This window comes from Caulobacter sp. ErkDOM-E (genome assembly GCF_048541895.1).
Classification (GTDB): domain Bacteria; phylum Pseudomonadota; class Alphaproteobacteria; order Caulobacterales; family Caulobacteraceae; genus Caulobacter.
Genome location: NZ_CP183331.1, coordinates 2,094,104 through 2,119,288 on the forward strand (window position 1 = coordinate 2,094,104; position 25,185 = coordinate 2,119,288).

Consider the following 25,185-nt stretch of genomic DNA (forward strand, 5'->3'; position numbering starts at 1 on the left):
ACTCTCTTAAGCGCCGTCGCCGATCGGGCGGACGGCATGGGCCTCAAAGCGGAACTCACGAATCATCGCCAGCACGTCCGTCTCGAACTCAGCGGGCGTGGCTTCCTGCCCGACGATCCAAGCGTAGATCTCGCGATCCGGATTTTCCAGAAGCGCCTCGAGCCTATCCAGCTGCGGTGGGGTCAGCTTGTGGCCATGGTTGTCCGCGAACGGCCCCAGAATGAGGTCCGCTTCCCGAAACCCGCGATGCCAGGCGCGGAAGCGAAGCCGCCGAAGGCGGGAGTCGTGATCAATGGTCATGTGCCCGGCGGATATAGAGCGCGCCAAGGGCGGGCGCCAGCACTCAGGACGGTTTGCGCCATTCCATGATCACGTACCAGGGCGCGCGATTGTAGCGTTCGGCCTTGGCTGGGTCGCCGCCCGTCGCGGCGGGCTCATCGAAATGGGTGAGGATCAGGCCTGAAGTCAGAAACCAGCGCATGTAGTCGTTGAGCGGCCTATGCCAGTTGCGGATTGAGATCCCGCGCCAACTTTCACGGCTGCTCCTCGTCTCCAGATAGCGGTCCATCGCAAAATGGGTCAGGTGTCCCAGCATATCGCGCTGCCAGCCGTCATGGACAGCGGCGGTCTTGAAGCTGGCCAGATTGGCGACCAGCAACGTCCCGCCAGGCTTAAGCACCCGCACCATCTCGGCTATGGCGGTCTGGGCGTCTTCGATATCGATCAGACTCAGATAGCTCACCACCAGGTCGAAGCTGGCGTCGGCGAACACCAGCGCTTCTGCGCGTCCCTCGACATAGACGCCGCCCGGGTCACGCGCTCGCGCTGCGTCGAGCAGCTCCTCGGTAGGATCCAGACCCACCGTCTCGAAACCTTGCCCCCGCAAGATCCTGCAAAACCGCCCTTCCCCGCATCCGACATCGAGGGCTGTTCCCCGGACCAGCCCGGACAGACGCTCAGCCATGACTTTGTCGAGCACGTGCTGCCGGCCAAAGTCACCGTTCTCGCCCATGTCGGCAATCCAAGCTTTTGCGGAGCGCTTCCAGCCGCTTTCATCCATCTTGGTCTTGCCTCTCGACGGCTTGCCATCATTGACTTTGCCTCGGTTCAGCCTATTTATCCCCAGCTTCGGAGCAGGTCAGGCGAATCCGCGCCGCCCGTTCGCCCAAACACGGGCGGCTCTGAATTCAGCCAGATTGATATGACAGAATTTTCCGAACTGGGGCTGTCGCCCACGACCCTCCAAGCGGTCGCAGACACCGGCTATACTACGGCCACTCCTATTCAGGCCGCCGCCATTCCGGTTGCACTCGCCGGGCAAGACGTTCTGGGTATCGCCCAGACGGGCACCGGCAAGACCGCCGCCTTCACCCTGCCGCTGATCGACAAGCTGATGAACGGCCGCGCCAAGGCGCGCATGCCGCGCGCTCTGGTCATCGCCCCGACCCGCGAGCTGGCCGACCAGGTCGCCTCCAGCTTCGAAAAGTACGCCAAGGGCACCAAGCTCTCCTGGGCCCTGCTGATCGGCGGCGTGTCGTTCGGCGACCAGGAAAAGAAGCTGGATCGCGGCGTCGACGTGCTGATCGCCACCCCCGGCCGCCTGCTTGACCATTTCGAGCGCGGCAAGCTGCTGATGACCGGCGTGCAGTTCCTGGTCGTCGACGAAGCCGACCGCATGCTGGACATGGGCTTCATCCCGGACATCGAGCGCATCTTCAAGATGACGCCGCCCAAGAAGCAGACCCTGTTCTTTTCGGCGACCATGCCGCCGGAAATCACCCGCCTGACCAAACAGTTCCTGAAAGATCCCGTGCGGATCGAGGCGGCGCGTCCGGCCACGACCAACGAGAACATCACCCAGCTGCTGGTCAAGGTTCCCTCCTCCGATCCCAAGGCCAAGCGCCTGGCGCTGCGCGCGCTGATCGAGAAGGCCCAGATCGAAACCGGCATCGTGTTCTGCAATCGCAAGACCGAGGTCGATGTGGTGGCCAAGTCGCTGCGCTCGCACGGCTTTGACGCCGCCGCGATCCATGGCGACCTGGATCAGAGCCAGCGCATGAAGACCCTGGCGGCCTTCCGCGACGGTTCACTGAAGATCCTGGTGGCCTCCGACGTCGCCGCGCGCGGCCTGGACATTCCGGCCGTCAGCCACGTTTTCAACTATGACGTCCCGCACCACGCCGACGACTATGTGCACCGCATCGGTCGCACGGGCCGCGCCGGTCGCTCGGGCATCACCTACATGCTGGTCACCCCGGCCGACGACAAGGGCTTCGACAAGGTCATCAAGCTGATCGGTTCGACCCCGAACGAAGAAAAGCTCGACCTCGACTACTCGCAAGCTGTCACTGTCCATCGCGAGGGCGACAAGAAGCGTGGCGGTCGTGGCGCGCCGCCCAGCCGCGATCGTGGCGGTGAACGCGAGCCGGGCGAACGCTCGGCCCGTGGCGGTCGTGGCGCGCGCACCCGCGATGCCGAGGCCGGTCCGGTCGATGCAGCGACGCCCGTTGACGGTGTGGTTGATGCTGCGCCGGTCGCACTTGTCGAAGCGCGCGAGGATCGCCCCGCCCGCACCCGTGGCGAGCGTAAGCCGCGTGAACGGGCTCCGCGCGCCGAGCGCCCGGAGCGCACCGCTGAGCCGGAAGTCATCGACGGCGTCGCCCCCGTTCAGGTCGAATCGGACGTTGAAGTTGCAGCCGAAGTGCGCCCTGCGCGTGAACGCGGCCGTGATCGTGGTCGCGGCCGTGATCGTTCGGAGCGCGGCCCGCGTCCTGAGCGCGTCGAAGCCCCCGCTCCGGTCGAGGCTGAAGCCGCGGCTCCGCGCGAACGCGGTCACGACCGGGTCCGTCCCGAACGCGCCGCCGCGCCGGAACGCGAAGCTCGCCCCGCCTCGCCGGTGCGCGGCGTCCAGCCGGTGCGCGGCCGCGAAGACGATGACGACCGCCGCGTTGTGGGCTTTGGCTCCGACACCCCGGCCTTCCTGATGCGCGCTCCGCCGCGCCTGCCCAAGGTCCCTTCGGACGACTGATCGGACGGCGGCGCCAGCGCGTCGTCATTCGTCTGAAATGAGCGTAGGATAACGGCGTTCTCGGCCTTGGCCGAGGCGCCGCCCGCGCGGCGCCGTGGCTGAACCGAGCCTTCTCGGAGGTTTTTGGCATGCAAGCCGCAAACGACTCTGAAATCTCACCCGACCTGCTGGCGCATGAGCGCACCTATCATGCGTTCAACATGCTTCTGCGCTGGTCAATGCTCGGCCTGGCCACGGGTCTGACCAGCCTGACACTCTGGTTCGCGACGCCGATCGGCTTCATCGGCGGCCTGATCGTCGGGATCATCGTCTGGGTGGCGGGCTATTACGGTCTTGTCCGCCACGAGGCGCGACAGCCGCTGGATCCCTGGGCGATGGGGCGCTAAAGCCTTCCACCGCCCAGGTTCCGGGTTAGCGCTTGATCTGGCCGGCCAGATACTTGCGGATGCCTTCGCCATAGGGCGGACGCAGGCCCAGCATCGGCGCGATGTCCTTCTTCAGCTGCTGGAAGACCGCCTTGCGGTGGCTGAACTCCAGGAAGCCGTCATGCCCGTGATAGGCCCCCATGCCGGCCGGTCCGACGCCGCCGAAGGGCAGCTCTTCCTGGGCCACGTGGAAGATCACATCATTGACCGTGACGCCGCCGCTGGTGGTGCGCTCCAGAACCCGATCCTTCTCGGCCTCGTCGGTCCCGAACCAGTAGAGGGCCAGGGGGCGGTCATGGGCATTGATATAGTCCACAGCCTCCTCGACGCGCTGATAGGTCTTCACCGGCAGCAGCGGGCCAAAGATCTCCTCTTGCATCACCGCCATGTCGTCGGTGGGATTGAGGATCAGGGTCGGGGCGATCTTGCGGTGCGGCTGTTGTGACAGATCCTCGCCGGCCGGATTGATCTCGACGATGGTCGCGCCCTTGGCCCGGGCGTCCTCGACATAGCCGGTGATGCGGTCGAAGTGACGCTGGGCGACCACGGCGGTGTAGTCGGGATTGTCCTTCAGGGTCGGGAAATAGCGCCCGACGGCGGCCTTGGCCTCGGCCACGAAGTTGTCGACCTGGTCAGCCGGCGCGAAGACATAGTCGGGCGCCAGGCAGATCTGACCGGCGTTCAGGGTCTTGCCGTTCATGATCCGGGCCGCGGCGGTGGCCATGTCGGCCCCGCGCGACAGGATCACCGGGCTCTTGCCGCCCAGTTCCAGGGTGACTGGCACCAGGTTGTCGGCCGCCGCGCGCATTACGTGGCGGGCCACCGATGTGGCGCCGGTGAAGACCAGATGGTCGAAGGCCAGGCCGGAGAAGGCCTGACCCGCCTCGGCGCCGCCGACGAAGACCGCAATCTCCTCCTCGGTGAAGGCCTTGGCGAACATCGCCTTCATCAGGTCCGACGTCGCCGGCGTGAATTCCGACGGCTTGATCATCGACCGATTGCCGGCGGCCAGGATCCCGGCCAGGGGCGCGAAGGTCAGGTTGACCGGGAAGTTCCAGGGGCTGATCACCCCGACCACGCCCTTGGGCTGGTACTGGATCCCCGCCTTGGCTCCGAACAGGCCCAGGATCGCCGGTGTTGTCTTGCGCTTCTGCGGCTTCATCCACTTGGTGAGATTGTCGCGCGCGAACTTCAGCGGCCCGATTGAGCCCGCCACGTCGGTCAGGGAGGTGGCTTCCGGCGAACGAGACCCAAAATCGGTACTGACCGCTTTGGCGATCTCCGCCTGATGGCCGATCAAAAGATCGATGCAGCGGTTGAGACGTTCGATGCGCTGCTCGGCCGTCCAGGGCCCATCGCGCAAATGCGCCGCTTTCTGGCGCTCAAGCACGAGATTCATCGCGGCTTTATGGGTTTCGAGGGTCAAATTTGTCGGCGCGTTCATGGATGTGATCCTCCCGGCGGCCCGCTGAGGGCTCATCTTATCAGTGTTCACAATTAAGGTCGCAAAACGCAAGCGCAAGAGAACCTTGTTCGCTCTTAACGCCTCGTTTGAACTCTCAGAGCTAAAGTGGACATCCAAGCGATCGGCATTCTCGCTACGGGAACGTGCCGACGGGGGAAGAAAAGATGTCGGACGTCGAAACTACGCTGCGCGGCCCCGAGGCCTACAAGATCGCCAAGCGCGCTCTGGAGTTGATGGAACGCCATCAGGTGTGGCCCACCGCGCTGAATTTCGAACTCTGGACCCACTATGTCGCCGATCCCGAGGGCGCGCTGGCGCGGGAACTCACCCGACTGATTTCCCTTGGCGAGCCGCTTACCGAAATGGTCAGCGAGGAACTCGCCGCAGCCTATCTTCCCAAGGCCAAGCTGAATGAACAGATCCGCGACGCCGGCGACCTGCTGAGCAAGGAACTGGAATCGGTCTCCAAGGCGATCCAGAACGCACAGAAGACCAACGCAGCATTCGGCAAGCAACTGGACGGGGTTTCCAAGGATCTCGATGGCAGCGCCGATGTCGGCGCCATCAAGTCGGTCGTCACCAGCCTGGCCCAGGCCACCCGCCGTGTTCACAAGGAAAACCAGTCGCTGGAAGCGCGCCTGGCCGAATCGACCGCTGAGGTCGACCGCCTGCGCGAACACCTGGAGCAGGTACGCCGCGACGCCACGACCGACGGTCTGACCAACCTGGCCAACCGCAAGGCTTTCGACGAAGAATTGGACCGCGCCTGCTCGGAGGGCGACGAGGCTGGCACGAGCCTGTGCCTGGCCGTGCTCGACATCGATCATTTCAAGGGCTTCAACGACACTTGGGGTCACCAGACCGGCGACCAGGTCATTCGCTATGTTGCATCCGTCATCGGTCGGGTCGCCGCCATGCCGCGCTTCGCTGCGCGCTACGGCGGTGAAGAATTCGCGATGATCTTCCCCCGGGAGGCGTCGAGCATCGTCGCTGGCTGCCTGGAAGAGATCCGTGTGGAAGTTTCATCCCGCATGCTCAAGCGCCGCTCGACCAATGAGGACCTGGGCACGATCACCATCTCCTCGGGCTTCGCCGAACGGGCCAAGGACGAAAGCAGCCATTCCTTGATGGAACGCGCGGACGCCGCCCTGTACGCCTCCAAGCGTACCGGCCGCAACAAGGTCAGCTCGGCCGAAAGCAAGCCGGCTTCGGCCAACGCCGCCTAGGCTTTTGCCTCTTTGAAAACCGTCAGCGCCGCCGTTTTCGCGAACGGCGGCGTTTTCGTGTGAAAAACCCTCTGGCCTTCCCCGGGGTTAGTGGCGCCTAGCTGTCTTCCAAAGAGCGCCAAGCCCTGGGAGGACGCCATGGACTATCAAAAGATTCGCCTAACCGCCGAGGACGGCGTCGCGACCATTACCCTGGCCGATCCGACGACGCTGAACGCCGCCAGCATGGATTTGGCGCGCGAGATCACACATGCCCTTGGGGCGATCGCCCACGGCAAGATCGTGGCGCGCGCGCTGATCATCACCGGCGAAGGCCGCGGCTTCTGTTCGGGCGCGAATCTCTCGGGCGGCGGTCCCGCCGCTCGCGAACTCGATGTGGACGGCAAGCCGGATGCCGGTTCAGCGCTGGAAACCGTCTATAATCCGATGATGACCGCTCTGCGGGACTTCCCCTATCCGATCGTCACCGCCGTGAACGGCGCAGCCGCCGGCGTCGGCTGCTCGCTGGCCCTGATGGGCGACATGATTGTGGCCGGTGAAAGCGGCTACTTCCTGCAGGCCTTCCGTCGCATCGGCCTGGTGCCCGACGGCGGCTCGACCTATCTGCTGCCGCGACTGGTCGGCAAGGCGCGGGCCATGGAGATGATGCTGCTGGGCGACCGGATTTCGGCCGCCAAGGCCTTTGAGTGGGGTCTGGTCAATCGCTGCGTGCCCGATGGCGAACTCATCGCCACCGCCACGACCATCGCCAGGGAACTGGCCAACGGCCCGGTGGCTCTTGGCGCGATCCGCAAGCTGGTCTGGGAGAGCCTTGACGCCGACTGGAACGGTCAGTTGCACGCCGAGCGCAAGGCCCAGAAGTTCGCTGGCAAGACCGAAGACTTCATCGAGGGCGTCAGCGCCTTCCTTCAGAAGCGCGCGGCGGCCTTCAAGGGGCGCTAGCTGGCCAGATAGGGCTTGTAGCTCTTTTCTTCTACGATATCGGAACCAGCCGCCGCATTGATCGCCCTCTTGATCGCGGCGCGCTGGTCGTTCTCGATATAGACGCGGCGCGCCAGGGCCACGAAGCCGGGGCCAAAGTCCTGGCGTCGCTCGCAATCACGCTTACCGTCCTCGACGTCCCAGAGGGCGGCGTTGACGGCCATCAGTTCAGCGGTCAGGCGCTCGATATCGGCGCTGGGGGGAATGTGCGACAGCGCGGTGACCTCCAGCAGCGCCAGCTCCTTGCGGACATTGGCCTCCTTGGCCGGATCGCCGATGCGCTGGGCCTTCACGCGCAGGATGGTGATCTTGTCGATCAGTTCGCCGGCCGAGATGGGCGCGAGGATGGGCATTCAGGCGACTCCGGACATCAGGCGCGCGAGGGCGCTCCAAGCCGCGTTGAAGGGCAAGGCGGCCATGCCGTCTCCGTAGTCTTCCGCGACCAGCATCTCAAGCTTGGCGGCGGCCGGGCGAAACTTCACGGCCTTGCGGGCGTCCTTCTGTAGAGACAACAGCGGCGCGCCGCCGGCCGCCAGCATGTGGCCGGGGCCGGCGTCATTGGCCACGGCTGCGCTCAGCCGACTGGCCAGGGCGATGACCAGCAGCGGGCCCCTCACATGGGGATAGTCGTCGTGGCGATCCGATTCGGGGAACAACGCGGTCGGCGCCTCGCGCCGCGCCCTGGCAGCGTCGTCGGCTTCGTCGGGCCCGAAGAAGAACACGGGAACTGCGTCCTTCAGCGCGATCTCGCGCGCCAGCGCCAAATAGCGCTCCAGAGGCCAGCGCTTGTCCTGTCCGCCCGCTCCCGGGGCCAGGCCAACATAGGTCGAGCCGTCAGGCAGCAGGGCCTTGGCGGCCGCCAGGGCGTCGGGATGCGCCAGGATGATCGGCGTCGGCGCGCCCTGCCCGCTCGAGGCCAGAGCCAGCAACCTCGCGAGCCGGTCGGTGACCGCCACCGGCCAATCCCGGGTCCGCGCCTGTCGTGCGGCGGAGACGAAGACGCCCGCCGCACGACGGACCACGGCGCTGCGGCGCAGATTTTCCTGGGTGTCGATGACCAGTTCGAACTGGCGGCCGCCGAACGGCTTCACCCACGGCAGGATGTCGAAGGCTCCGGCGCCCGTCGGGCCGTCAGTCAGAATTTCGTCGATATAGCCCTCGACGACGGCCTTCAGCGGTCCAGCATAGACGGTCTCGCCCTTGGCCGCGCACCAGCTGATCCGCGCGTCGGGAAAGGCGGCGCGCAGGCCGGCGATGAAGGGCAGCTTGATCAAGCCGTCGCCGATCACCTCGCCCATCGAATAGACCAAGATCGTTTTGACCATGGGCTGGATTAGGCCGTCGGCGTCTTCGGGGTCAATCTGCGGCTTCAACGGCCGGTTGGATTGTCACGCTCTCGCCGCAGCCGCAGGCGTCGGTTTCGTTGGGATTGTTGAACACGAACTTCGACGACAGCTTGGTGGTCTCGTAGTCGATCTCGGTGCCGACCAGAAACAGCACCGCCTTGGGATCGATCAGGATGGTGACATCCTTGTCCTCGATCACCTCGTCCAGCGGGCTCTTCTCCAGGGCATAGTCGAAGACGTATTCCGAGCCGGCGCAGCCACCGTTCTTCACACCGACGCGAAGGCCGGCATAGGGCTTGTCGGGCTCCTCAAGCGCTTTCCGGGCCATGATCTCCTTCACGCGCGCCGCTGCTGCGTCAGTCAGGGTGACGACCTTGGGGCGAGGGCGACGAAGGCGGGGCGTGAGGGCGGCTTCCATGGCGTTTTGACCGATCAGAACATGTTCAGTTGCAGCTTGGCCTCGTCGCTCATCCGCGACGGGTCCCAAGGCGGCTCGAAGACAAGGTCGACCGTGCAGGACTTCAGGCCGGGGATTTCCATCACCGCGTCCTTGACCCAGCCCGGCATTTCGCCGGCCACCGGGCAGCCCGGCGCGGTCAGGGTCATGTCGATGGCCACGTCCTTGTCGTCGCTGACATCGACCTTGTAGATCAGGCCCAGCTCATAGATGTCGACCGGGATCTCCGGGTCATAGACCGACTTCAGCTTCTCGATCAGCAGATCGGTCAGCTTGGCCAGCTCTTCCTTGGGAAGGGCTGAGGCGGTCTCGGGAACGGCGGCGTCGGTCATGCGGGGCTCAACTGAAGAAACTGCGGGCCTTGGCCAGAGCGTCCACGAACGCATCGGCCTCAGCCTCGGTGTTATATAGGGCGAAGGAAGCGCGCGCGCTCGAGGTGACGCCAAAGCGTCGCATCAGGGGCTCGGCGCAATGGGTTCCGGCCCGCACGGCGACGCCGTAGCGGTCCAGAACCTGGGCGATGTCGTGGGCATGGGCGCCCTCGACCGTAAAGGTCAGCACCGCGCCCTTGCCGGGCGCCGTGCCGAGAATCCTGAGGCCGTTGACGCCCTGAAGACGCTCGGCGACCCGATCATAGAGCGCATGCTCGTGGGCGAAGATGGCGTCGCGGTCCAGGCCGTTCAGCCACTCGATCGCCGCGCCCAGGCCGACGACTTCCAGGATCGCCGGCGTGCCGGCCTCGAAGCGATGGGGCGGATCGGCATAGGTAATGACGTCCATCGACACCGAGCCGATCATCTCGCCACCGCCCTGGTAAGGCGGCAGGGCGGCCAGGCGCTCGGCCTTGCCGTAGAGCACGCCGATGCCCGTGGGGCCGTACAGCTTGTGGCCGGAGAAGACGTAGTAGTCGACGTCGAGCGCCTTCACGTCGACCTTGGAATGGACCACGCCCTGGCAGCCGTCGATCAGCACTTGGGCGCCGGCCGCGTGGGCCAGCCGCACGATCTCGGGGACATCGTTGACCGTGCCCAGCACGTTCGACATCTGGGTTAGGGCGACCATCTTGGTGCGCTCGGACAGCAGGCCCTTGTAGGCCTCCATGTCGAGTTGGCCGTCGTCCAGCACTGGCACGAACTTCAGGACCACGCCCTTGCGTTCGCGCAGGAAGTGCCACGGCACGATGTTGGCGTGGTGCTCCATCTCCGAGATGACGATCTCGTCCCCGGCGTTCAGCGACAGGCCAAACGAGGCCGCGACCAGATTCACCGCCTCAGTGGCGCTCTTGGTCCAGACGATTTCGGTCGGTTCGGCGTTGATGAAGTGCGCTACGCTTTCGCGGGCCTTTTCATAGGCTTCCGTCGTTTCATTCGCCAGAGTGTGCAGCCCGCGATGGACGTTGGCGTAGGACGTGCGCGCCAGGCCCATCATGGCGTCCAGCACCGCGTCGGGCTTCTGGGCGCTGGCGGCGCTGTCCAGATAGATCAAGGGCTTGCCGTGAACAGTTCGCCCAAGGATCGGGAACTGGGCGCGGATCGCCTCGACATCGAAGGGGGCGCCGAAAGCCATCAGACGATGCTCCGTCCCAGGCGCTGGGCGACCCAGGCGCGGGCGATCTTTCGGGCGGGTTCATGTTCGATGCGCTCGACCACCTCACCCACGAAGGCCTCGGTCAGCATGGCGCGGGCTTCCATCTCTGGGATGCCGCGCTGACGGGCGTAGAAGATCGCCTGCTCGTCCAGGGCGCCGATGGTGTTGCCGTGGGCGCAGGCGACGTCGTCGGCGAAGATCAGCAGTTCGGGCTTGGCGTCGACCTCGGCCCTGTCCGACATGATCAGGGCGTGGTGGCCCATGCGGGCGTCGGTCTGGTCGGCGCCGGGCTGGACGATGATCCGTCCCTGGAACACGCCGCGCGCCTGGTCGGAGACCATGCCCTTGGTCAATTGCGAGGTGGTCCCGTCGACGCCGCCGTGGGTGACCTGGGTGGTCAGGTCGGCGTGGCGCTGGCCATCCAGCAGATAGATCCCGTCGAGGCGCAGATCGGCGTGGGCGCCGGGATGGGCGACGCGGGTCTCGAGACGCTGGCGGCGGGCGCCGGAGGTCAGGATGGTTTGCGCATACGTGGCGCCAGGCGCCAGGGCGACGTCGGCCGTGCTCACCGTCACCGCATCGGCCAGGTCGTCGACGAGGACGATCCGCTCCAGACGAGCGCCTTCGCCAACCGAGACGTCGAGACCGATATTGGCCAGATAGCCGCCCGCCCCCTGCCCTTCATAGCTTTCCAGCAGGGTCAGGGTCTGGCCGGGCGCGACTGTCACCGCAAACTCGGCGTCGTGCGCAGTGGCGTCGGCGTGGGATACGAACCGCAAAGCCAACACCCCGGCCTCGGGCGCGGGCTCACCTTCGCGCACCCATCCATTGACGATCAGGACAGTAGCGTCGGCCAGCGCGTCGAACGGACCCGCGCCGACGTCGCCGAGAAACGCCGGTGACTCGGTCGGGATGGAACGGATCAGCCCGCGCAGATCCGTCCAGCGCCAGTCCTCATCGCGTCGCGACGGCAGACGGCTGGCGTCTCCGGTCTTCAGGGCGAGAGCCAGGCTCATGCGGCGGCGCTCGCATACTTGTCGTAGCCTTCGGCTTCCAACTGCAGGGCCAGCTCCGGACCGCCCGAGGCAACGATGCGGCCGGCGGCCAGTACGTGGACGCGGTCGGGTTTGATGTAGTCCAGCAGGCGCTGATAGTGGGTGATCACCAGCATGCCGCGCTCGGGAGAGCGCAGGGCGTTGACGCCTTCGGAAACGATCTTCAGGGCGTCGATATCCAGGCCGCTGTCGGTCTCGTCGAGGATCAGGAACTTCGGCGAAAGCATCGCCATTTGAAAGATTTCCATTCGCTTCTTCTCGCCGCCCGAGAAGCCGACATTCAGGCCGCGCTTGAGCATCTCGAAGTCGATCTTTAGTGAAGCGGCCTTCTCCCTGGCCAGTTTCAGGAAGGCCGGGGCGGCGATCTCGTCCTCGCCCCGCGCGCGATGCTGAGCGTTGAGGGCCGTGCGGATGAAGGTCAGGGCCGGAACGCCCGGGATTTCAAGCGGATACTGAAAGGACAGGAACAGGCCCTTGGCGGCCCGCTCATTGGCGTCCAGAGCCAGCAGGTCCTCGCCGTTGAGGCTGGCCGAACCCTCGGTGACCTCATAGCCGCCGCGCCCGGTCAGCACATAGGACAGGGTCGACTTGCCGGCGCCGTTGGGCCCCATGATGGCGTGCACTTCGCCCGCCGGCACGTCGAGCGTGACGCCCTTCAGGATGGGCTTGTCTTCGACGCGGGCGTGGAGGTTCTGGATATTAAGCATTGAAAGCCGTGATCTTTTCGAGCGTCTGGATAGCGAATGTGGTCGGCTTTCCGGTCAGGGCCGGCGCCTCCCATTCATGTTCGGGGCTGTATGCGGCGAGTTTCAGAAGTTCAGTTAGCAGCGCGCGCTCGGCCGCCGCATCGGCATTGCCTTTCGCCAGCAGCTTGGCGCAGCGGTCGATCAGCGGGGCCTCGTCGCCATACGGGTTGATCCACGTGCCGTGCGCCGCCTGATAGGCCAGTTGGCGCGCGTACTTGTATTCCTTGTCGTTCAGCCCGAAGCGGACAGGGATCATCCCACGCTCCCCTCAAGGCTGATCGCCACGAGCTTCTGGGCCTCCACGGCGAACTCCATCGGCAGCTGCTGCAGCACGTCCTTGACGAAGCCGTTGACCAGCAGGGCCACGGCCTCTTCCTGGCTCAGGCCGCGCTGCTGACAGTAGAACAGCTGGTCGTCCGACAGGCGGGTGGTGGTGGCCTCGTGCTCGAACACCGACTGGCCGTTCCGGGCCTCGATATAGGGGATGGTGTGGGCGGCGCAGGTCTTGCCGATCAGCAAGGAGTCGCACTGGGTGAAATTGCGGGCGCCCTTGGCCTTGGGGTGGGCGCTGACCAGGCCGCGATAGGTGCTGGTCGACTTGCCGGCGCTGATGCCCTTGGCGACGATCCGCGACTTGGTGTTGGCGCCCAGGTGGATCATCTTGGTGCCGGTGTCGGCCTGCTGATGGCCGTTGGTCACGGCGATCGAATAGAACTCGCCCGAGCTGCCCTCGCCGCGCAGCACGCAGGACGGATATTTCCAGGTCACGGCCGAGCCGGTCTCAACCTGCGTCCACGACACCTTGGAGCGGTCGCCCCGGCAGTCGGCGCGCTTGGTGACGAAGTTGAAGATGCCGCCTTTGCCCGTCTCTGGATCGCCCGGATACCAGTTCTGGACGGTGGAATATTTGATCTCGGCGTCGTCCAGCAAAATCAGTTCCACCACGGCGGCGTGCAACTGGTTCTCGTCGCGCATCGGGGCGGTGCAGCCCTCCAGATACGAGCAATAGGCCCCCTTGTCTGCAATGATCAGGGTGCGCTCGAACTGACCGGAGTCCTTGGCGTTGATGCGGAAATAGGTCGACAGCTCCATCGGGCAGCGCACGCCTGGCGGAATGTAGACGAAGCTGCCGTCGCTGAAGACCGCGCTGTTGAGGCAGGCGAAATAGTTGTCCGAGGTTGGCACCACCGAGCCCAGATACTGCTTCACCAGATCGCCGTGCTCGCGGATCGCCTCGCTCATCGAGCAGAAGATCACGCCGACGGCGGCCAATTCCTTCTTGAAGGTCGTGACCACGCTGACGCTGTCGAACACCGCGTCCACGGCGTAGCGCGGCGCGCCCTCGACGCCGGCCAGGACTTCCTGCTCGCGCAGCGGAATGCCCAGCTTGGCGTAGACGGCCAGGATCTCGGGATCGACCTCGTCGAGGCTCTTGGGCCCCTCCTTGGTCTTGGGCGCGGCGTAGTAATAGGAGTCCTGATAGTCGATCTTGGGATAGTTGACCTTGGCCCAATTCGGCTCTTCCAGCTCAAGCCAGCGGCGATAGGCGTCCAGGCGCCAGTCGAGCATCCACTGGGGCTCTTCCTTCTTGGCCGAGATGAACCGCACGATGTCTTCGGAGAGGCCCTTGGGGGCGAACTCCTGATCGATGTCGGTGGTAAAGCCGTGCTCGTACTTTTCGAGCGAGGCAACGACTTCGACGGTTTCTTGAACTGCGGCCACTATGCCACCTCCCGGCGCCGAGCGCCGATACGCTTCCAGGCGGCGATCCAGGCGTCGCCGCATTTGATCCAGTCGTCTTGCGTGCTCGCCCAGCCACCGCTGACCCGCAGGGCACAGGGGGCGAGGTCTGACCGGCCCATGGCTTCCACCACGCGGCTGGCCTTGACCTTGCCCGAGGAGCACGCACTGCCGGCGCTGACCATCACGCCCGCCAGGTCCAGGTTCATGACCTGAATCTCGGAGCCGAAGCCTTCGCTGGCGAAACAGAGTGTCTGGGGCAGGCGATCAGCGCCTTCCCCGAGCACGACCGCGCCTTCTGCCTTGACGCGTTCGGCGAGGGCGTCGCGCCAGTGGGCCTGAGCGGTCATAGAGGCGAGATCGCGCGAGGCCGCATCGGCGGCCGCTCCGAAGGCGGCGATGCCCGCGACATTCTCGGTGCCGGCCCGGCGGCCGCGCTCTTGCCCGCCGCCATGCTGGCGACGATGCAGGAGCGCGCGCGTGCCGGCCACCAAGGCGCCGACGCCTTGCGGGCCTCCCAGCTTGTGAGCCGACAGAGCCATGGTGTCGGCTCCCAGCGTCGAGAAATCGATGGCAATCTTGCCGGCTGCCTGAACCGCATCGACATGCAGCCAGCCATCGACGGCGCGCACCAAAGCAGCGGCCTGAGCGACGGGTTGAATGACGCCGGTCTCGTTATTGGCCAGCATGAGGCAGACCAGGGCGCGACCGGGCGCCTTCAGATCGGCTTCCAGCCAGGGCAGATGCGCCACGCCGTTGGCATCGACGGGCCAGGTCTCGACCGGCAGGCCAGTGGCCTTGGCCGTCTCGAGCACGGCGTCATGTTCGGTGGCGCCGACGATGATCCGGCTGAAGCCAGCGGCCTTGGCGCTCTCAATGGCCAAGGCGTTAGCCTCGGTGCCGCCGCTGACAAAGGTCACAGAGCCGGCCGGCACGCCGACCAGGGCGCCGATCTGGGCGCGGGCCTTCTCGACGACATCGCGCGCGGCGCGGCCGGCGGCATGGACCGACGAGGGATTGGCCGGCGCCTCGAGGGCGTGCAGCAGCGCCCCGCGCGCTTCCGGACGGATGGGCGCTGTGGCGTTGTAGTCGAGATAGACGGAGGCGCGGGACATGGTCACTCCGCCGCAATCTCCAGCGATTTGGAGTCAGGACGCAGCCGACCTTCCAGCACATCTGCGATCGAGACCGAGGCGAGGTAGCCGTGGATCTGACGGCCCATCTCCTCCCAGAGGTCATGGGTCATGCAGCGCTCGCCGCCGGCCATGCAGCCCTTGGGACCGCCCTTCGTCATGCCACAGCGCGTGGCCCGCAGGGGTTCGTCGACGGCAAGCACGATCTCCGAAATCAGGGTCTTCTCGCTGTCCAATGCCAGGCGATAACCGCCACCGGGACCACGGGCGCTCTTGACCAGGCCCTTGCGGCGCAGCCGCGCGAAAAGCTGCTCGAGATAGGACAATGAGATCTGCTGGCGCGCAGCGATTTCGGCCAGGGCCACAGCGCGGCCGTCACCCTGGTCCTGGCGTTTGGCCAGGTCGGTCATGGCCATGACCGCGTATCGTCCCTTGGTGCTAAGCCGCATGCGCCTTTACTCCTTGCAGATTCCGCGCGCATCGGCTTTTGCGTGTGCTACAAGCCGCGACTTCGCGCCGGACCCCAAGTCCGCGTCGCTGGGTGAGATTTAGGAAGACCAAGCGCAGTGGTCAAGTATTCCATCGGTCGAAAGATCCGGAATCGCCCGCCGCTTGCCGAACCAATGAGGTCGATATGCCTGATGTGATTTTGGCCGGCGCGTCCGGACGGATCGAAGGTCGCTACTCGCCGGGCAAGACCGAGACGGCCCCGATAGCCTTGATTCTGCATCCGCACCCCAAGGCGGGCGGGCACATGAACCACCCGGTTTCGGTGCAGCTGTATCATCTGTTCATGAAGCGTGGCTTTGCGACGCTGCGCTTCAATTTCCGCGGCGTGGGCCGCAGCCAGGGCGAGTTCGACGCCGGCATCGGCGAACTGGCTGACGCCGCCACGGCGCTAGACTGGCTGCAGACCTCCAACCCGGCCGCCAGTCAGACCTGGGTCGCCGGCTTCGACTTTGGGGCCTTTATCGGCATGCAGCTCCTGATGCGTCGCCCGGAGACGGATGGCTTCATCAGTGTCTCGCCGCCGACCAACATGTACGACTTCAGCTTCCTGGCGCCCTGCCCGGCCTCGGGTCTGTTCCTGACCGGCTCGGCCGACAGCATCACCCCGCCCGTCGAAGTCGAGCGCGTGGTTTCCAAGCTGCGCACCCAGAAGGGCATTATCATCGACTACGAAGTCATCGATAAGGCCAGCCACTTCTGGACCGAGCACCTGCCCTTTGTGGAAAAGAGCGTCGGCGACTATCTGGACAAGCGGATCGAGATGAACCCGATCTGATCCTTCAAAGGCCTCCCTTCGGGGAGGCCTTTTTCGTTCAGGGCTGAACGATCCGTCCGCCTGTCATCGGCGCGCTGACGCCCGTGGTGCCTGGGAAGCTGATCGGCAGGCCAAGGGCGGTACGCGCCGCAAGATAGGCGAAGGCCTCGGCCTCGATGGCGTCGCCGCGCCAGCCAAAGGCCTCGGCGGTTTTGACCGGAACCGGGGAGCGTTCGGCCAATACTCGCATGATCTCTGGATTGTGCCGGCCGCCGCCGCAGATGATCAGGGCGCTGGGCCGCGCGCCCTTGTCGAACGCCTTGACCACGGCCTCTGCCGTGAACGCCACCAGGGTGGCTGCGGCGTCCTCTGCGGAAAGATGCTCCACGGCGTCGAGCGTGAAGTCGTAACGGTCCAGCGACTTGGGGGCTGGCGCGTCGAAATAGGCGCCTGACAGCAGGCTGCCCAAAGCCGCCTCGTCCGCCCTGCCCGCCGCGGCCAGCCGACCGTTTTCATCGAAGCGTCCCAGCCCTCGGGCCTGAAGCATCAGATCGATCATGCCGTTGCCTGGTCCGGTGTCGAAGGCCAGCAAGGTTCCGTCGGCGTCGATGAGGGTAATGTTGGCGACCCCGCCAACGTTCAGCGCCGCGACCGGCGCGGCCAAGCCCGAGGCCCGGGCGCGTGCTGCGTGATAGATCGGGGCCAACGGCGCGCCCTCCCCGCCGGCCGCGACGTCGGCGGTGCGAAAGTCGAAAGCGACGGGGCGGCCCGTGGCCCTGGCCAGCCACTCGGCGTCCAGCAACTGAACGGTGCGGCCAATCCGGCCCGGCTGCGGGCGCTCGTGCAGCACGGTCTGGCCGTGCACGCCCAGGAGATCGAAATCACTCCAGGCCAGGCCATGCTCGGCGATGAAGCTTTCTGCGGCGTACAGGTGCTCCTCGGCGACGGCGCGGCGGGCGTCCTCGAAGATCGCCGGCTCTGGTTCGCCGCGCGACCAGGCGCGAGCCTGGTCGGTGGCCGCCAGCAAAAGGTCGCGGGTCGCCTCGCGCAGCTTGCGCTCGCCCGAAGGCCCGAAGGCGTGGATTTCTTCGCCGTCGGTCTCAAGCACCGCCATGTCGACAGCGTCGAGCGAGGTGCCGGTCATGAATCCCAGGATGCGCATCGCCGTTGACTGCCATGCTCGCGGGCCTGTAGCTAGGCCCCATGATCGACGTCCGCCTTCCCGCCGCCAGCTATTGCCGCCCGCTGAAATAGCGGGAGGCCGGCCTGACACGTCGCCACCCTGCCGGGGGCGCTTGTCGCAAGATCATGGCGCTCCGGCCCCCTCCGGAGACTGACCGTATGAAACCCTCGCCACATCCCGCTCCGCCCGTGCTAGACGGCGCGTCGTTCCATCCAGAGAGTCGATCCATGTCCGCGCCCGCCTCGTTCAAGTCGGAATTCCTGCAGACCCTGCAGGCGCGCGGCTATATCCACCAGATCACCCACCCGGACGAGCTGGACGCGGCCGCCGCCGGCGGGATCGTCACGGCCTACATCGGCTTTGACGCCACGGCGCCCAGTCTGCACGTCGGGTCGCTGATCCAGATCATGATGCTGCGCCGCCTGCAGCAGGCCGGCCACAAGCCGATCGTCCTGATGGGCGGCGGCACCACCAAGGTGGGCGATCCCACCGGCAAGGACGAGAGCCGCAAGCTGCTGTCGGACGCCGACATCGCCGCCAATATCGCCGGCATCAAGTCGGTGTTCGCCAAGTTCCTGACCTTCGGCGATGGGCCCACCGACGCCATCATGGTCGACAACGACGAGTGGCTCAGCAAGTTCGGCTACGTGCAGTTCCTGCGCGACTACGGCGTGCATTTTACGGTCAATCGGATGCTGGCCTTCGACTCGGTCAAGCTGCGGCTCGAGCGCGAGCAGCCGATGACCTTCCTCGAATTCAACTACATGCTGATGCAGGCCGTCGACTTCCTGGAGCTTAACCGCAAGTTCGGCTGCGTTCTGCAGATGGGCGGCTCGGACCAATGGGGAAACATCCTCAACGGCGTGGAGCTGACCCGCCGTGTCGACCAGAAGGCTGCCTATGGTTTGACGACGCCGCTGCTGGCGACGGCCTCGGGCGCCAAGATGGGCAAGACCATGTCGGGCGCCGTGTGGCTCAATGCCGAACAGCTGAGCCCCTACGAGTACTGGCAGTTCTGGCGCAACACTGAGGACGCCGATGTGGGGCGGTTCCTGAAGCTGTTCACCGACCTGCCCCTGGACGAGATCACCAAGCTTGAAGCCCTGCAGGGGGCCAAGCTGAACGATGCCAAGAAGGTGTTGGCCGACGAGGCCACGCGCATGGCGCATGGCGAAGAGGCTGCTCGTTCGGCGCGTGACGCTGCCGAAAAGGCTTTCGAACAAGGTGTAACCTCCGCCGACTTGCCGACCTTCGAAGTGCCCGCTGCGGAGCTGAAGGCCGGTATCGTCCTGGCCAACCTGTTCGCCGACGCCGGCCTGGCCGCTTCGCGCGGTGAAGCGCGTCGCCTTGCCCAGGGCGGCGGCTTGAAGGTCAATGACCAGGCTGAGCCCGACGCCAACCGCGTGGTCACCGAAGCCGATCTGATCGATGGCGTGGTCAAACTTGCGGCAGGCAAGAAGAAGATCGTTCTGGTCAAACCGGTCTGATCCGGCAGACAAGGGCGCAAGTAGGAAAACGGAGAGAGACGATGCTTCAAGCCGGTGACAAGGCTCCCGCGTTCGACCTGCCCACCGATACAGGTCGGGTCAGTCTTGCGAGCCTGAAGGGCAAGAAGATCGTCCTCTATTTCTACCCCAAGGACGACACCTCGGGCTGTACGTCCGAGGCGTTGCAGTTTTCGTCCGAGGTCGAGGAATTCGCAAAGCTGGGCGCGGTGATCGTGGGCGTGTCCAAGGATAGCGCCGCCTCGCACGCCAAGTTCCGTCTCAAGCATGACCTGACGGTGGAGCTGGCTGCGGACACGACCGGCGAGATCGTCGAAACCTACGGCGCCTGGGTGGAAAAGAGCATGTATGGCCGCAAGTACATGGGTATCGACCGCTCGACCTTCCTGATCGACGCCGACGGGGTAATCCGCGAGGTCTGGCGAAAGGTCAAAGTGCCTGGCCACATCAAGGCGGTGCTGACCACTGCCAGAGCCATGAAGTAACCGGATTTGCGATTTGGTCGCCGACGGTGTGGAACGAGCCGCGCCCGGCGGTGTTGTATTTGCGCCGCGTAGCTGAGCCAAGTGGCGCCCAGTCGACCATCGATCTTGCTGATCGCATTCAGGTGGCGTTAACGATTGGGCCCGCATGCTAAATTCTTTTACTCGCGCTCTCTTGGAGAGCGAAGAGCCTTGCGCGGCCGCGTAATATCGTTGCATATCCCCGTGTTCTAAAAACGGGGGTTTCGTGAGCGATGGCCATCAAACGCTTCAAGCGACTGCGGCAATCCCTCGAAGGTCTTTTCCCTGAAAGGCACCTCTATATCCGCTCCGGCGGGGAGATGCGGGGCTACGTTTTTTCCACCAACAAGCAACTTCTGGCCGCGACCGTCGTCGGCTGCGCCGCCCTGTGGATGGGTGTCTGCACCGCGGCCATGATGGTCAACGCTCTGGCTGTCAGCTCGACAGACCAGCAGGTCATCAAGCAGCGCGCCTATTACGAGCGCCTCAACGCCGACCGTCAGGCGCGCCTGAACAGCGCCGTCGCCCAGCTTTCGGCCACCAACGGGTCGCTCGACGAGTTGGCCGCCTCGGTGGAAAAGCGCCACTCTGCGCTGGCCATGCTGGTCAGCGACTTCAAGGGCGTCCCTGGCGCCGCCGAAGCCCTGAAGACCTCCCAGCCTCGCCTGTTGGCCGCAACGCCGGTCCAGCGCATCCAGGCCACCCGGATGGATCAGGAGCGCCTGATCGACGCCGCAGAGACCTTCGCCAAGAGCCGCGCCGAACGCCTCCGTCTGGCCATGCGCATGGCTGGCCTGGACGCTGGCAACTATACTGGCCGCGGCGCCTCGCTGGGCGGTCCGCTGATCGAGGCCCGGGATCCGCGCGCCCTCGCCGCCGTGCTCGACGTCGATGAAGAATTCGCCACCCGCATTCACCGCGCCGCTACCGATATGTCGGACATGCGCTCGCTGAACGCGGCGGCCCAGAAGCTTCCTTTCTTCCGCCCGACCAGCAACCCGGCGATGAGCAGCAGCTACGGCGTTCGCTTTGACCCGTTCACGCGTCGGCCGGCCTTTCATTCTGGACTGGACTTCCCGGGGGCGTTCTACACCCCGATCATGTCGACCGCGCCGGGCGTCGTCTCGTTCACCGGCGTGCGGTCTGGCTATGGTAACACCATCGAGATCGACCATGGCGGCGGCTTCAAGACGCGCTATGCTCACCTTCAAGCGATTTCAGTGCGCGTTGGCGAACGGGTCGCGATTGGTCAGCGCGTTGGAGCCATGGGCTCGACGGGTCGGTCGACCGGCCCGCACCTGCACTATGAAGTCTGGGCCAATGGCAGGGCCCAGAACCCAAATCGCTTTTTGAAGGCTGGTGAGTATGTTCAGCAAGCAAACTAAGACCACGGCGCGCGGCCCGACCAAAATCGAGCCCCTGCCCACGCCCATCGCCTCCGTCGATCCGACACGCAAGGTGGCGCCGAAGGTCGCTTCCCTGATTTCGGCCGACATCACCATCGAGGGCGGCGTTACCGGCGACGGCGAACTGCAGATCGATGGCGTGGTTCGTGGCGATGTTCGCGTGGGCCGCCTGACCGTCGGCGAAACCGGTCATGTCGAAGGTTCTGTCTATGCCGAGGCCGTCGAGGTTCGCGGCCGTGTGGTGGGCGCCATCACCTCCAAGCAGGTTCGCCTCTACGGCACGTCCTATATCGACGGCGACATTACCCACGAGCAGTTGGCGATGGAAACCGGCGCCTTCTTCCAGGGCCGCAGCCTGAAGTTCCAGCGCCCTGCCCCGCAACCGGCTCCGACGCCGGTTCTTGCGCCCCCGGCGGAGGCGCAGGCCAAGCCGGCCTGATCCTGGAAGTAGATACCAAGAACAACGCCCCGGATCGCTCCGGGGCGTTTTCCGTTCCAGGCTGCGCTTCTAGGCGTCGCGTGTAGCGCCGACGCGTTGGGCCAGCGAGGCGCCCATGAACTCATCCAGATCGCCGTCCAGCACCCCTTGGGTGTCGGAGGTCTCGACGTTTGTCCGCAGGTCCTTGACCATCTGGTAGGGCTGCAGGACGTAGCTGCGGATTTGGTGACCCCAGCCGATATCGGTCTTCTGGTCTTCCAGAGCCTGCTGGGCGGCTTCCCGCTTCTGCAGTTCGGCCTCATAGAGACGCGCGCGCAGCATCTTCCACGCTTCTTCGCGGTTCTGGTGCTGCGAGCGACCGGCCTGGCAGGCCACAGCGATGCCGGTCGGAATGTGCGTCAGACGCACCGCCGAGTCGGTCTTGTTGATGTGCTGACCGCCTGCGCCACTGGCGCGGTAGGTATCGGTGCGGACGTCGGATGGATTGATCTCGATCTCGATGGTGTCGTCCACCACCGGATAGACCCAGGCCGAAGCGAAGCTGGTGTGGCGCTTGGCAGCGGCGTCATAGGGGCTGATGCGCACCAGACGGTGGACGCCGGCTTCGGTCTTTAGCCAGCCATAGGCGTTCTGGCCCTTGATCAGCAGAGTCGCCGACTTGATGCCGACCTGATCGCCCGAGGTTTCTTCGACCAGCTCGACGCTCATCTTGTGAGCATTGGCCCAGCGCGAATACATCCGCAGCAGCATGCCTGCCCAGTCGCAGGACTCGGTGCCGCCAGCGCCGGAATTGATTTCCACATAGCAGTCGTTGCCATCGGCCTCGCCTGAGAGCAGGGCCTCCAGCTCGGCGCGACCAGCGCGATCCTTAAGGTCTTTCAACTGGGCGCGGGCATCCTCCAGCAGGGCGTCGTCGCCCTCCATGTCGGCCAGCTCGGCATATTCCAGCGCGTCCTTGAGGCCCTGGTCGAGCGCCTGCACGGCCTCAACGCGAGCCGACAGACTGGCGCGCTCGCGCGAGACGGCCTGGGCTTCGGCGGGTTTGTCCCAAAGGGTCGGGTCTTCGACCCGGGCATTCAGCTCATCGAGCTTTCGAAGTGCGGCATCCCAGTCAAAGACGCCTCCTGAGCAGTCCCACGGACTGCTCGATGTCGGCCGCAGAGGCCTCAACATCCGGTCGCATCACGTTACTCCGTGACAAAAAGAAAGGGCGCGGGAGATAGCCCGCGTCGGAGGTCGGCGCAACGCCGATGATGGATCAGTAGAGACCGCTGAGCGGGTCAGGCGCCTTTGGTGGTGGCTTTGCGGCGTCAGCGGCGCTCGTGGCGCCGGTAGGCACACCATTGGGCCAGGTGTCCGAATAGGGTTGTGGTCCTGCCGCAGCAGCGGGAACCTCGGTCTTGGGCTCGGTCCCAGGTCGGAAGGCTTCGCGGATCCCGCGCACCGTGGCGAACTTGGCGGTCTTGGGCGGTTTGAAATCGACAACAGGCTGGCCCTTCAAGGCTTCACGCATGAAGTCCATGAACACCGGCACAGGACCGGAGGCCCCTGTCTCGCCTTCGCCCAGCGAGCGGTTGTCGTCAAAGCCGATGAAGACTCCGACCACCAGATTGGGCGAATAGCCGACGAACCAGGCGCTGCGGTACTCGTTGGTGGTTCCGGTCTTACCCGCCAGGGGACGTCCCAGCGAGCTGACTGCCGCCGCCGTGCCGCGCTGAACCACGCCCTGCAGCATCGAGGTGATCTGATAGGCCGTGACCGGATCCATGACCTGCTCGCCCGGCGCGTCGAAGCGCGGGCTCTCGTCGCCGTTGAAGCCGGCGGTGCAGCGGACGCAGTCACGCTTGTCGGCGCGGAAGATGACCTTGCCCTCGCGGTCCTGCACCAACTCGATCAGGTGAGGCTCGACGCGGCGACCGCCATTGACGAACGGCGCATAGGCCGAGGTCAGCTTGAAGGGGGTGGTTTCCCCCGCTCCCAGCGCCATCGCCAGCACCGGCTGCATGTCGCGCACGACGCCGGTGCGCTTGGAGAACTCGATGATCTTCTTCATGCCGACGCTTTGCGCCAGACGCACGGTCATGGCGTTGATCGACTGCTCCAGACCCTTGCGCAGGGGCTGCGACCCGTAGAACTCCTTGTGGTAATTCTCCGGGCTCCAATCCTCGCCATTCGCGCCCTTCAATGTGATGGCGCTGTCGACGATCACACTAGCCGGCGTATAGCCATTTTCGAGGGCGGCGGCATAGACAAACGGCTTGAACGCCGAGCCTGGCTGACGCATCGCCTGGGTGGCGCGATTGAAGTTCGAGAGTGAGAAGCTGTAACCGCCGACCAGGGCGACCACGCGGCCGCTGTAGGGCTCGATGGCCACCAGCGCGCCATTGACGGCGGGCACCTGACGCAGGCGGTAAGTTGACGCCCCCTCGACCTTCTCGACGAAGATCAGGTCGCCGGGCTTCAGACCTTTGCCCGCCCGGGCCCAGGCCAGGTCCTCGCCGACGATGGCGCCTTCGCCCTCGCTCTTGATCAACCGCACCCGGCCATCGCCCGAAACGACCACGGCCGCTCGCCAGCCCTGGCGTTCGGCCGGCGGGCTCTTGGCGCGGGCGGCCTTTTCCCAGTCGGCGTCACTGGCCTCGACGTGTCCCCAGGCGCCCCGCCAACCGTGGCGGCGGTCGTACTTTTCGAGACCATCCATCAACGCGACGCGGGCTGCGGTCTGCATCCGTGGATCCAGCGTCGTGCGCATGTAGTAGCCGCCCTCGCTGAGGCGCGGGCCGAGGGTGGCGACGCCGCGCTGGCGCACTTCCTCGACGAAATAGTCGGCGTCACGATAGGCGGCGCGCTTGGGCGCGGCCTGGACGACCAGATCCTCGGCCTTGGCCTTATCGGCGTCAGCCTGGGACACCCAGCCCAACTCGGCCATCTGGTCCAGGATCCAGTCGCGGCGGACCTTGGCTTTGGCCTTGTTGCGGATCGGATGATAGTTGTCGGGCCCCTTGGGCAACGCCGCCAGATAGGCGCATTCCGCCAGGGTCAGCTCGGGCAGGGACTTGCCGAAATAGTTGTACGAGGCCGCGCCGACGCCGAACGAGCGATAGCCGAGCCAGATTTCGTTCAGGTACAGCTCAAGGATCTGCTGCTTGTCGAGCGACTGCTCAAGACGGTGAGCAAGGATGGCTTCCTTGAATTTGCGACCGACCGTGGCGTCGCTGGTCAGCAGCACGTTCTTGGCGACCTGCTGGGTGATCGTCGAGCCACCCTCCAGGCGCTTGCCGCGCGCGGCGTTGCCGACGTTCTTGAGCATGGCGCGCGAGAAGCCGCCCACATCGACGCCGCTGTGGCGGAAGAAATTGCGATCTTCGGCAGCCATGAAGGCCTGGGCCAGCTGCGGCGGGATCTGGTCATAGGGAACGAAGATCCGGCGTTCCTTGGAGTATTCGCCGATCAGGGTGCCGTCCCACGCATAGACGCGCGTCGCCGTCGGCGGACGATAGTCCTGCAGCTCGCCAGCATCGGGCATGTCGTGGAACAGCCACGCCGCGTAGATCGCGATCGCGAAGCCCGCCACGGCGATCGCGGAAAGCACCGCTACGCCGGCGATGGCCATCCATCGTTCGGTGGGTTTCAGATCCACGGGGCCTCCGTTGGACGACGCACACTCGCCCGCCCTGCTCTCATCCTCTAGAGCCC

Annotated in this window: 26 protein-coding genes; 9 read left to right on the forward strand and 17 right to left on the reverse strand. The window is 65.3% G+C overall.

Translation table 11 applies throughout. The features are described 5' to 3' along the window. Positions 1 to 6: 6 nt before the first annotated feature. Both ACN2C7_RS10250 and ACN2C7_RS10255 read right to left on the reverse strand, forming a co-directional pair. Positions 7 to 300, reverse strand: a complete 294-nt coding sequence (locus tag ACN2C7_RS10250; protein WP_419316830.1) for a succinate dehydrogenase assembly factor 2 — start codon at positions 298 to 300, stop codon at positions 7 to 9. Positions 301 to 343: 43 nt separating this feature from the next. Beyond that, positions 344 to 1,060, reverse strand: coding sequence for a class I SAM-dependent methyltransferase (locus ACN2C7_RS10255; RefSeq protein WP_419316831.1), 717 nt, complete (start codon positions 1,058 to 1,060; stop codon positions 344 to 346). 141 nt (positions 1,061 to 1,201) lie between these two features. On the opposite strand from ACN2C7_RS10255, the gene ACN2C7_RS10260 reads away from it, so the two are divergent. Then, on the forward strand, positions 1,202 to 3,028 hold the full coding sequence (locus tag ACN2C7_RS10260; protein WP_419316832.1) for a DEAD/DEAH box helicase: 1,827 nt from the start codon (positions 1,202 to 1,204) through the stop codon (positions 3,026 to 3,028). A gap of 128 nt (positions 3,029 to 3,156) precedes the next feature. After that, positions 3,157 to 3,414: a hypothetical protein gene (locus tag ACN2C7_RS10265; protein ID WP_419316833.1), complete on the forward strand. Its 258-nt coding sequence runs from the start codon at positions 3,157 to 3,159 to the stop codon at positions 3,412 to 3,414. 25 nt (positions 3,415 to 3,439) lie between these two features. Here the strand turns inward: ACN2C7_RS10265 and ACN2C7_RS10270 are convergent, their stop codons facing one another. Beyond that, positions 3,440 to 4,897 (reverse strand): coniferyl aldehyde dehydrogenase, encoded by a 1,458-nt coding sequence (locus tag ACN2C7_RS10270; protein ID WP_419316834.1) that lies wholly within the window; start codon positions 4,895 to 4,897, stop codon positions 3,440 to 3,442. Between the two features lie 185 nt (positions 4,898 to 5,082). On the opposite strand from ACN2C7_RS10270, the gene ACN2C7_RS10275 reads away from it, so the two are divergent. Then, entirely contained in the window at positions 5,083 to 6,144 is a 1,062-nt protein-coding gene (locus tag ACN2C7_RS10275) for a GGDEF domain-containing protein (RefSeq protein ID WP_419316835.1), read from the forward strand. Positions 6,145 to 6,282: 138 nt separating this feature from the next. After that, positions 6,283 to 7,086 (forward strand): enoyl-CoA hydratase/isomerase, encoded by an 804-nt coding sequence (locus ACN2C7_RS10280; RefSeq protein ID WP_419316836.1) that lies wholly within the window; start codon positions 6,283 to 6,285, stop codon positions 7,084 to 7,086. Here ACN2C7_RS10280 and ACN2C7_RS10285 read toward each other — a convergent pair. Genes ACN2C7_RS10285 through ACN2C7_RS10335 form a run of 11 tightly spaced genes read right to left on the reverse strand, consistent with a single transcriptional unit; the run spans position 7,083 to position 15,638 of the window. Next, on the reverse strand, positions 7,083 to 7,478 hold the full coding sequence (locus ACN2C7_RS10285) for a DUF6165 family protein (RefSeq protein WP_419316837.1): 396 nt from the start codon (positions 7,476 to 7,478) through the stop codon (positions 7,083 to 7,085). The two genes, ACN2C7_RS10280 and ACN2C7_RS10285, sit on opposite strands and share 4 nt — an antisense overlap. Next, positions 7,479 to 8,450 carry a glycosyltransferase family 9 protein gene (locus ACN2C7_RS10290; RefSeq protein ID WP_419316838.1) on the reverse strand — a complete coding sequence of 324 codons (972 nt, stop codon included), beginning with the start codon at positions 8,448 to 8,450 and terminating at the stop codon, positions 7,479 to 7,481. 31 nt (positions 8,451 to 8,481) lie between these two features. Beyond that, complete coding sequence (locus ACN2C7_RS10295; RefSeq protein WP_419316839.1) at positions 8,482 to 8,889, reverse strand: HesB/IscA family protein; 408 nt, start codon at positions 8,887 to 8,889, stop codon at positions 8,482 to 8,484. Positions 8,890 to 8,903: 14 nt separating this feature from the next. Continuing rightward, the gene (locus ACN2C7_RS10300; RefSeq protein ID WP_419316840.1) at positions 8,904 to 9,260 is read right to left on the reverse strand and encodes an SUF system Fe-S cluster assembly protein; all 357 of its coding nucleotides are present in this window, start codon (positions 9,258 to 9,260) and stop codon (positions 8,904 to 8,906) included. 7 nt (positions 9,261 to 9,267) lie between these two features. Continuing rightward, positions 9,268 to 10,494 carry an aminotransferase class V-fold PLP-dependent enzyme gene (locus tag ACN2C7_RS10305; RefSeq protein WP_419316841.1) on the reverse strand — a complete coding sequence of 409 codons (1,227 nt, stop codon included), beginning with the start codon at positions 10,492 to 10,494 and terminating at the stop codon, positions 9,268 to 9,270. Then, positions 10,494 to 11,531, reverse strand: coding sequence for a Fe-S cluster assembly protein SufD (gene sufD / locus ACN2C7_RS10310; RefSeq protein WP_419316842.1), 1,038 nt, complete (start codon positions 11,529 to 11,531; stop codon positions 10,494 to 10,496). The genes ACN2C7_RS10305 and sufD overlap by 1 nt, the downstream gene beginning before the upstream one ends. Beyond that, positions 11,528 to 12,277 carry a Fe-S cluster assembly ATPase SufC gene (gene sufC / locus ACN2C7_RS10315; protein WP_419316843.1) on the reverse strand — a complete coding sequence of 250 codons (750 nt, stop codon included), beginning with the start codon at positions 12,275 to 12,277 and terminating at the stop codon, positions 11,528 to 11,530. Before sufC ends, sufD begins: the two co-directional genes overlap by 4 nt. Further along, the gene (locus ACN2C7_RS10320; RefSeq protein ID WP_062146533.1) at positions 12,270 to 12,572 is read right to left on the reverse strand and encodes a hypothetical protein; all 303 of its coding nucleotides are present in this window, start codon (positions 12,570 to 12,572) and stop codon (positions 12,270 to 12,272) included. The genes sufC and ACN2C7_RS10320 overlap by 8 nt, the downstream gene beginning before the upstream one ends. After that, positions 12,569 to 14,038 (reverse strand): Fe-S cluster assembly protein SufB, encoded by a 1,470-nt coding sequence (gene sufB, locus ACN2C7_RS10325; RefSeq protein WP_419316844.1) that lies wholly within the window; start codon positions 14,036 to 14,038, stop codon positions 12,569 to 12,571. The genes ACN2C7_RS10320 and sufB overlap by 4 nt, the downstream gene beginning before the upstream one ends. After that, positions 14,038 to 15,177, reverse strand: a complete 1,140-nt coding sequence (locus ACN2C7_RS10330; protein ID WP_419316845.1) for a cysteine desulfurase family protein — start codon at positions 15,175 to 15,177, stop codon at positions 14,038 to 14,040. Before ACN2C7_RS10330 ends, sufB begins: the two co-directional genes overlap by 1 nt. Then, a complete protein-coding gene (locus tag ACN2C7_RS10335) occupies positions 15,174 to 15,638 on the reverse strand; it encodes an Rrf2 family transcriptional regulator (protein ID WP_419316846.1) in 465 nt (154 codons plus the stop codon). Before ACN2C7_RS10335 ends, ACN2C7_RS10330 begins: the two co-directional genes overlap by 4 nt. Before the next feature lie 185 nt (positions 15,639 to 15,823). Here ACN2C7_RS10335 and ACN2C7_RS10340 point away from each other — a divergent pair, with 185 nt between their 5' ends. After that, positions 15,824 to 16,474 carry an alpha/beta hydrolase gene (locus ACN2C7_RS10340; protein WP_419316848.1) on the forward strand — a complete coding sequence of 217 codons (651 nt, stop codon included), beginning with the start codon at positions 15,824 to 15,826 and terminating at the stop codon, positions 16,472 to 16,474. A gap of 37 nt (positions 16,475 to 16,511) precedes the next feature. Here ACN2C7_RS10340 and ACN2C7_RS10345 read toward each other — a convergent pair whose 3' ends face one another. Then, positions 16,512 to 17,615 carry an anhydro-N-acetylmuramic acid kinase gene (locus ACN2C7_RS10345; RefSeq protein WP_419316849.1) on the reverse strand — a complete coding sequence of 368 codons (1,104 nt, stop codon included), beginning with the start codon at positions 17,613 to 17,615 and terminating at the stop codon, positions 16,512 to 16,514. A gap of 179 nt (positions 17,616 to 17,794) precedes the next feature. On the opposite strand from ACN2C7_RS10345, the gene tyrS reads away from it, so the two are divergent. The 4 genes from tyrS to ACN2C7_RS10365 all read left to right on the forward strand — a co-directional run bounded on the left by tyrS (position 17,795) and on the right by ACN2C7_RS10365 (position 21,489). Further along, entirely contained in the window at positions 17,795 to 19,123 is a 1,329-nt protein-coding gene (gene tyrS, locus ACN2C7_RS10350; protein WP_419316850.1) for a tyrosine--tRNA ligase, read from the forward strand. Positions 19,124 to 19,164: 41 nt separating this feature from the next. Next, positions 19,165 to 19,626 carry a peroxiredoxin gene (locus tag ACN2C7_RS10355; RefSeq protein WP_419316852.1) on the forward strand — a complete coding sequence of 154 codons (462 nt, stop codon included), beginning with the start codon at positions 19,165 to 19,167 and terminating at the stop codon, positions 19,624 to 19,626. Between the two features lie 251 nt (positions 19,627 to 19,877). Beyond that, the gene (locus ACN2C7_RS10360) at positions 19,878 to 21,029 is read left to right on the forward strand and encodes a peptidoglycan DD-metalloendopeptidase family protein (protein WP_419316853.1); all 1,152 of its coding nucleotides are present in this window, start codon (positions 19,878 to 19,880) and stop codon (positions 21,027 to 21,029) included. Beyond that, entirely contained in the window at positions 21,010 to 21,489 is a 480-nt protein-coding gene (locus ACN2C7_RS10365) for a bactofilin family protein (RefSeq protein ID WP_419316854.1), read from the forward strand. Before ACN2C7_RS10360 ends, ACN2C7_RS10365 begins: the two co-directional genes overlap by 20 nt. 69 nt (positions 21,490 to 21,558) lie before the next feature. Here the strand turns inward: ACN2C7_RS10365 and prfB are convergent. Then, positions 21,559 to 22,672, reverse strand: a protein-coding gene (prfB, locus tag ACN2C7_RS10370; protein WP_419316855.1) for a peptide chain release factor 2 whose coding sequence is annotated in 2 segments (ribosomal slippage) — positions 21,559 to 22,602 and positions 22,604 to 22,672 — 1,113 coding nt in all. Because the reading frame shifts where the segments join, the coding sequence is not laid out codon by codon here. A gap of 75 nt (positions 22,673 to 22,747) precedes the next feature. Continuing rightward, the gene (locus ACN2C7_RS10375) at positions 22,748 to 25,129 is read right to left on the reverse strand and encodes a penicillin-binding protein 1A (protein ID WP_419316856.1); all 2,382 of its coding nucleotides are present in this window, start codon (positions 25,127 to 25,129) and stop codon (positions 22,748 to 22,750) included. Between the last annotated feature and the right edge of the window lie 56 nt (positions 25,130 to 25,185).

Bases quoted from the DNA above. Each gene is read 5' to 3' on its own strand.
- ACN2C7_RS10355 (WP_419316852.1), top strand. From the start codon at position 19,165: ATGCTTCAAGCCGGTGACAAGGCTCCCGCGTTCGACCTGCCCACCGAT.
- sufD (WP_419316842.1), bottom strand. From the start codon at position 11,531: ATGAGCCTGGCTCTCGCCCTGAAGACCGGAGACGCCAGCCGTCTGCCG.
- ACN2C7_RS10340 (WP_419316848.1), top strand. From the start codon at position 15,824: ATGCCTGATGTGATTTTGGCCGGCGCGTCCGGACGGATCGAAGGTCGC.
- ACN2C7_RS10255 (WP_419316831.1), bottom strand. From the start codon at position 1,060: ATGGATGAAAGCGGCTGGAAGCGCTCCGCAAAAGCTTGGATTGCCGAC.
- ACN2C7_RS10345 (WP_419316849.1), bottom strand. From the start codon at position 17,615: ATGCGCATCCTGGGATTCATGACCGGCACCTCGCTCGACGCTGTCGAC.
- ACN2C7_RS10285 (WP_419316837.1), bottom strand. From the start codon at position 7,478: ATGCCCATCCTCGCGCCCATCTCGGCCGGCGAACTGATCGACAAGATC.
- ACN2C7_RS10335 (WP_419316846.1), bottom strand. From the start codon at position 15,638: ATGCGGCTTAGCACCAAGGGACGATACGCGGTCATGGCCATGACCGAC.
- ACN2C7_RS10265 (WP_419316833.1), top strand. From the start codon at position 3,157: ATGCAAGCCGCAAACGACTCTGAAATCTCACCCGACCTGCTGGCGCAT.
- ACN2C7_RS10275 (WP_419316835.1), top strand. From the start codon at position 5,083: ATGTCGGACGTCGAAACTACGCTGCGCGGCCCCGAGGCCTACAAGATC.
- ACN2C7_RS10295 (WP_419316839.1), bottom strand. From the start codon at position 8,889: ATGGAAGCCGCCCTCACGCCCCGCCTTCGTCGCCCTCGCCCCAAGGTC.
- ACN2C7_RS10250 (WP_419316830.1), bottom strand. From the start codon at position 300: ATGACCATTGATCACGACTCCCGCCTTCGGCGGCTTCGCTTCCGCGCC.
- ACN2C7_RS10270 (WP_419316834.1), bottom strand. From the start codon at position 4,897: ATGAACGCGCCGACAAATTTGACCCTCGAAACCCATAAAGCCGCGATG.
- tyrS (WP_419316850.1), top strand. From the start codon at position 17,795: ATGAAACCCTCGCCACATCCCGCTCCGCCCGTGCTAGACGGCGCGTCG.
- sufC (WP_419316843.1), bottom strand. From the start codon at position 12,277: ATGCTTAATATCCAGAACCTCCACGCCCGCGTCGAAGACAAGCCCATC.
- ACN2C7_RS10260 (WP_419316832.1), top strand. From the start codon at position 1,202: ATGACAGAATTTTCCGAACTGGGGCTGTCGCCCACGACCCTCCAAGCG.
- ACN2C7_RS10300 (WP_419316840.1), bottom strand. From the start codon at position 9,260: ATGACCGACGCCGCCGTTCCCGAGACCGCCTCAGCCCTTCCCAAGGAA.
- ACN2C7_RS10360 (WP_419316853.1), top strand. From the start codon at position 19,878: ATGGCCATCAAACGCTTCAAGCGACTGCGGCAATCCCTCGAAGGTCTT.
- ACN2C7_RS10290 (WP_419316838.1), bottom strand. From the start codon at position 8,450: ATGGTCAAAACGATCTTGGTCTATTCGATGGGCGAGGTGATCGGCGAC.
- ACN2C7_RS10305 (WP_419316841.1), bottom strand. From the start codon at position 10,494: ATGGCTTTCGGCGCCCCCTTCGATGTCGAGGCGATCCGCGCCCAGTTC.
- ACN2C7_RS10280 (WP_419316836.1), top strand. From the start codon at position 6,283: ATGGACTATCAAAAGATTCGCCTAACCGCCGAGGACGGCGTCGCGACC.
- ACN2C7_RS10320 (WP_062146533.1), bottom strand. From the start codon at position 12,572: ATGATCCCTGTCCGCTTCGGGCTGAACGACAAGGAATACAAGTACGCG.
- ACN2C7_RS10365 (WP_419316854.1), top strand. From the start codon at position 21,010: ATGTTCAGCAAGCAAACTAAGACCACGGCGCGCGGCCCGACCAAAATC.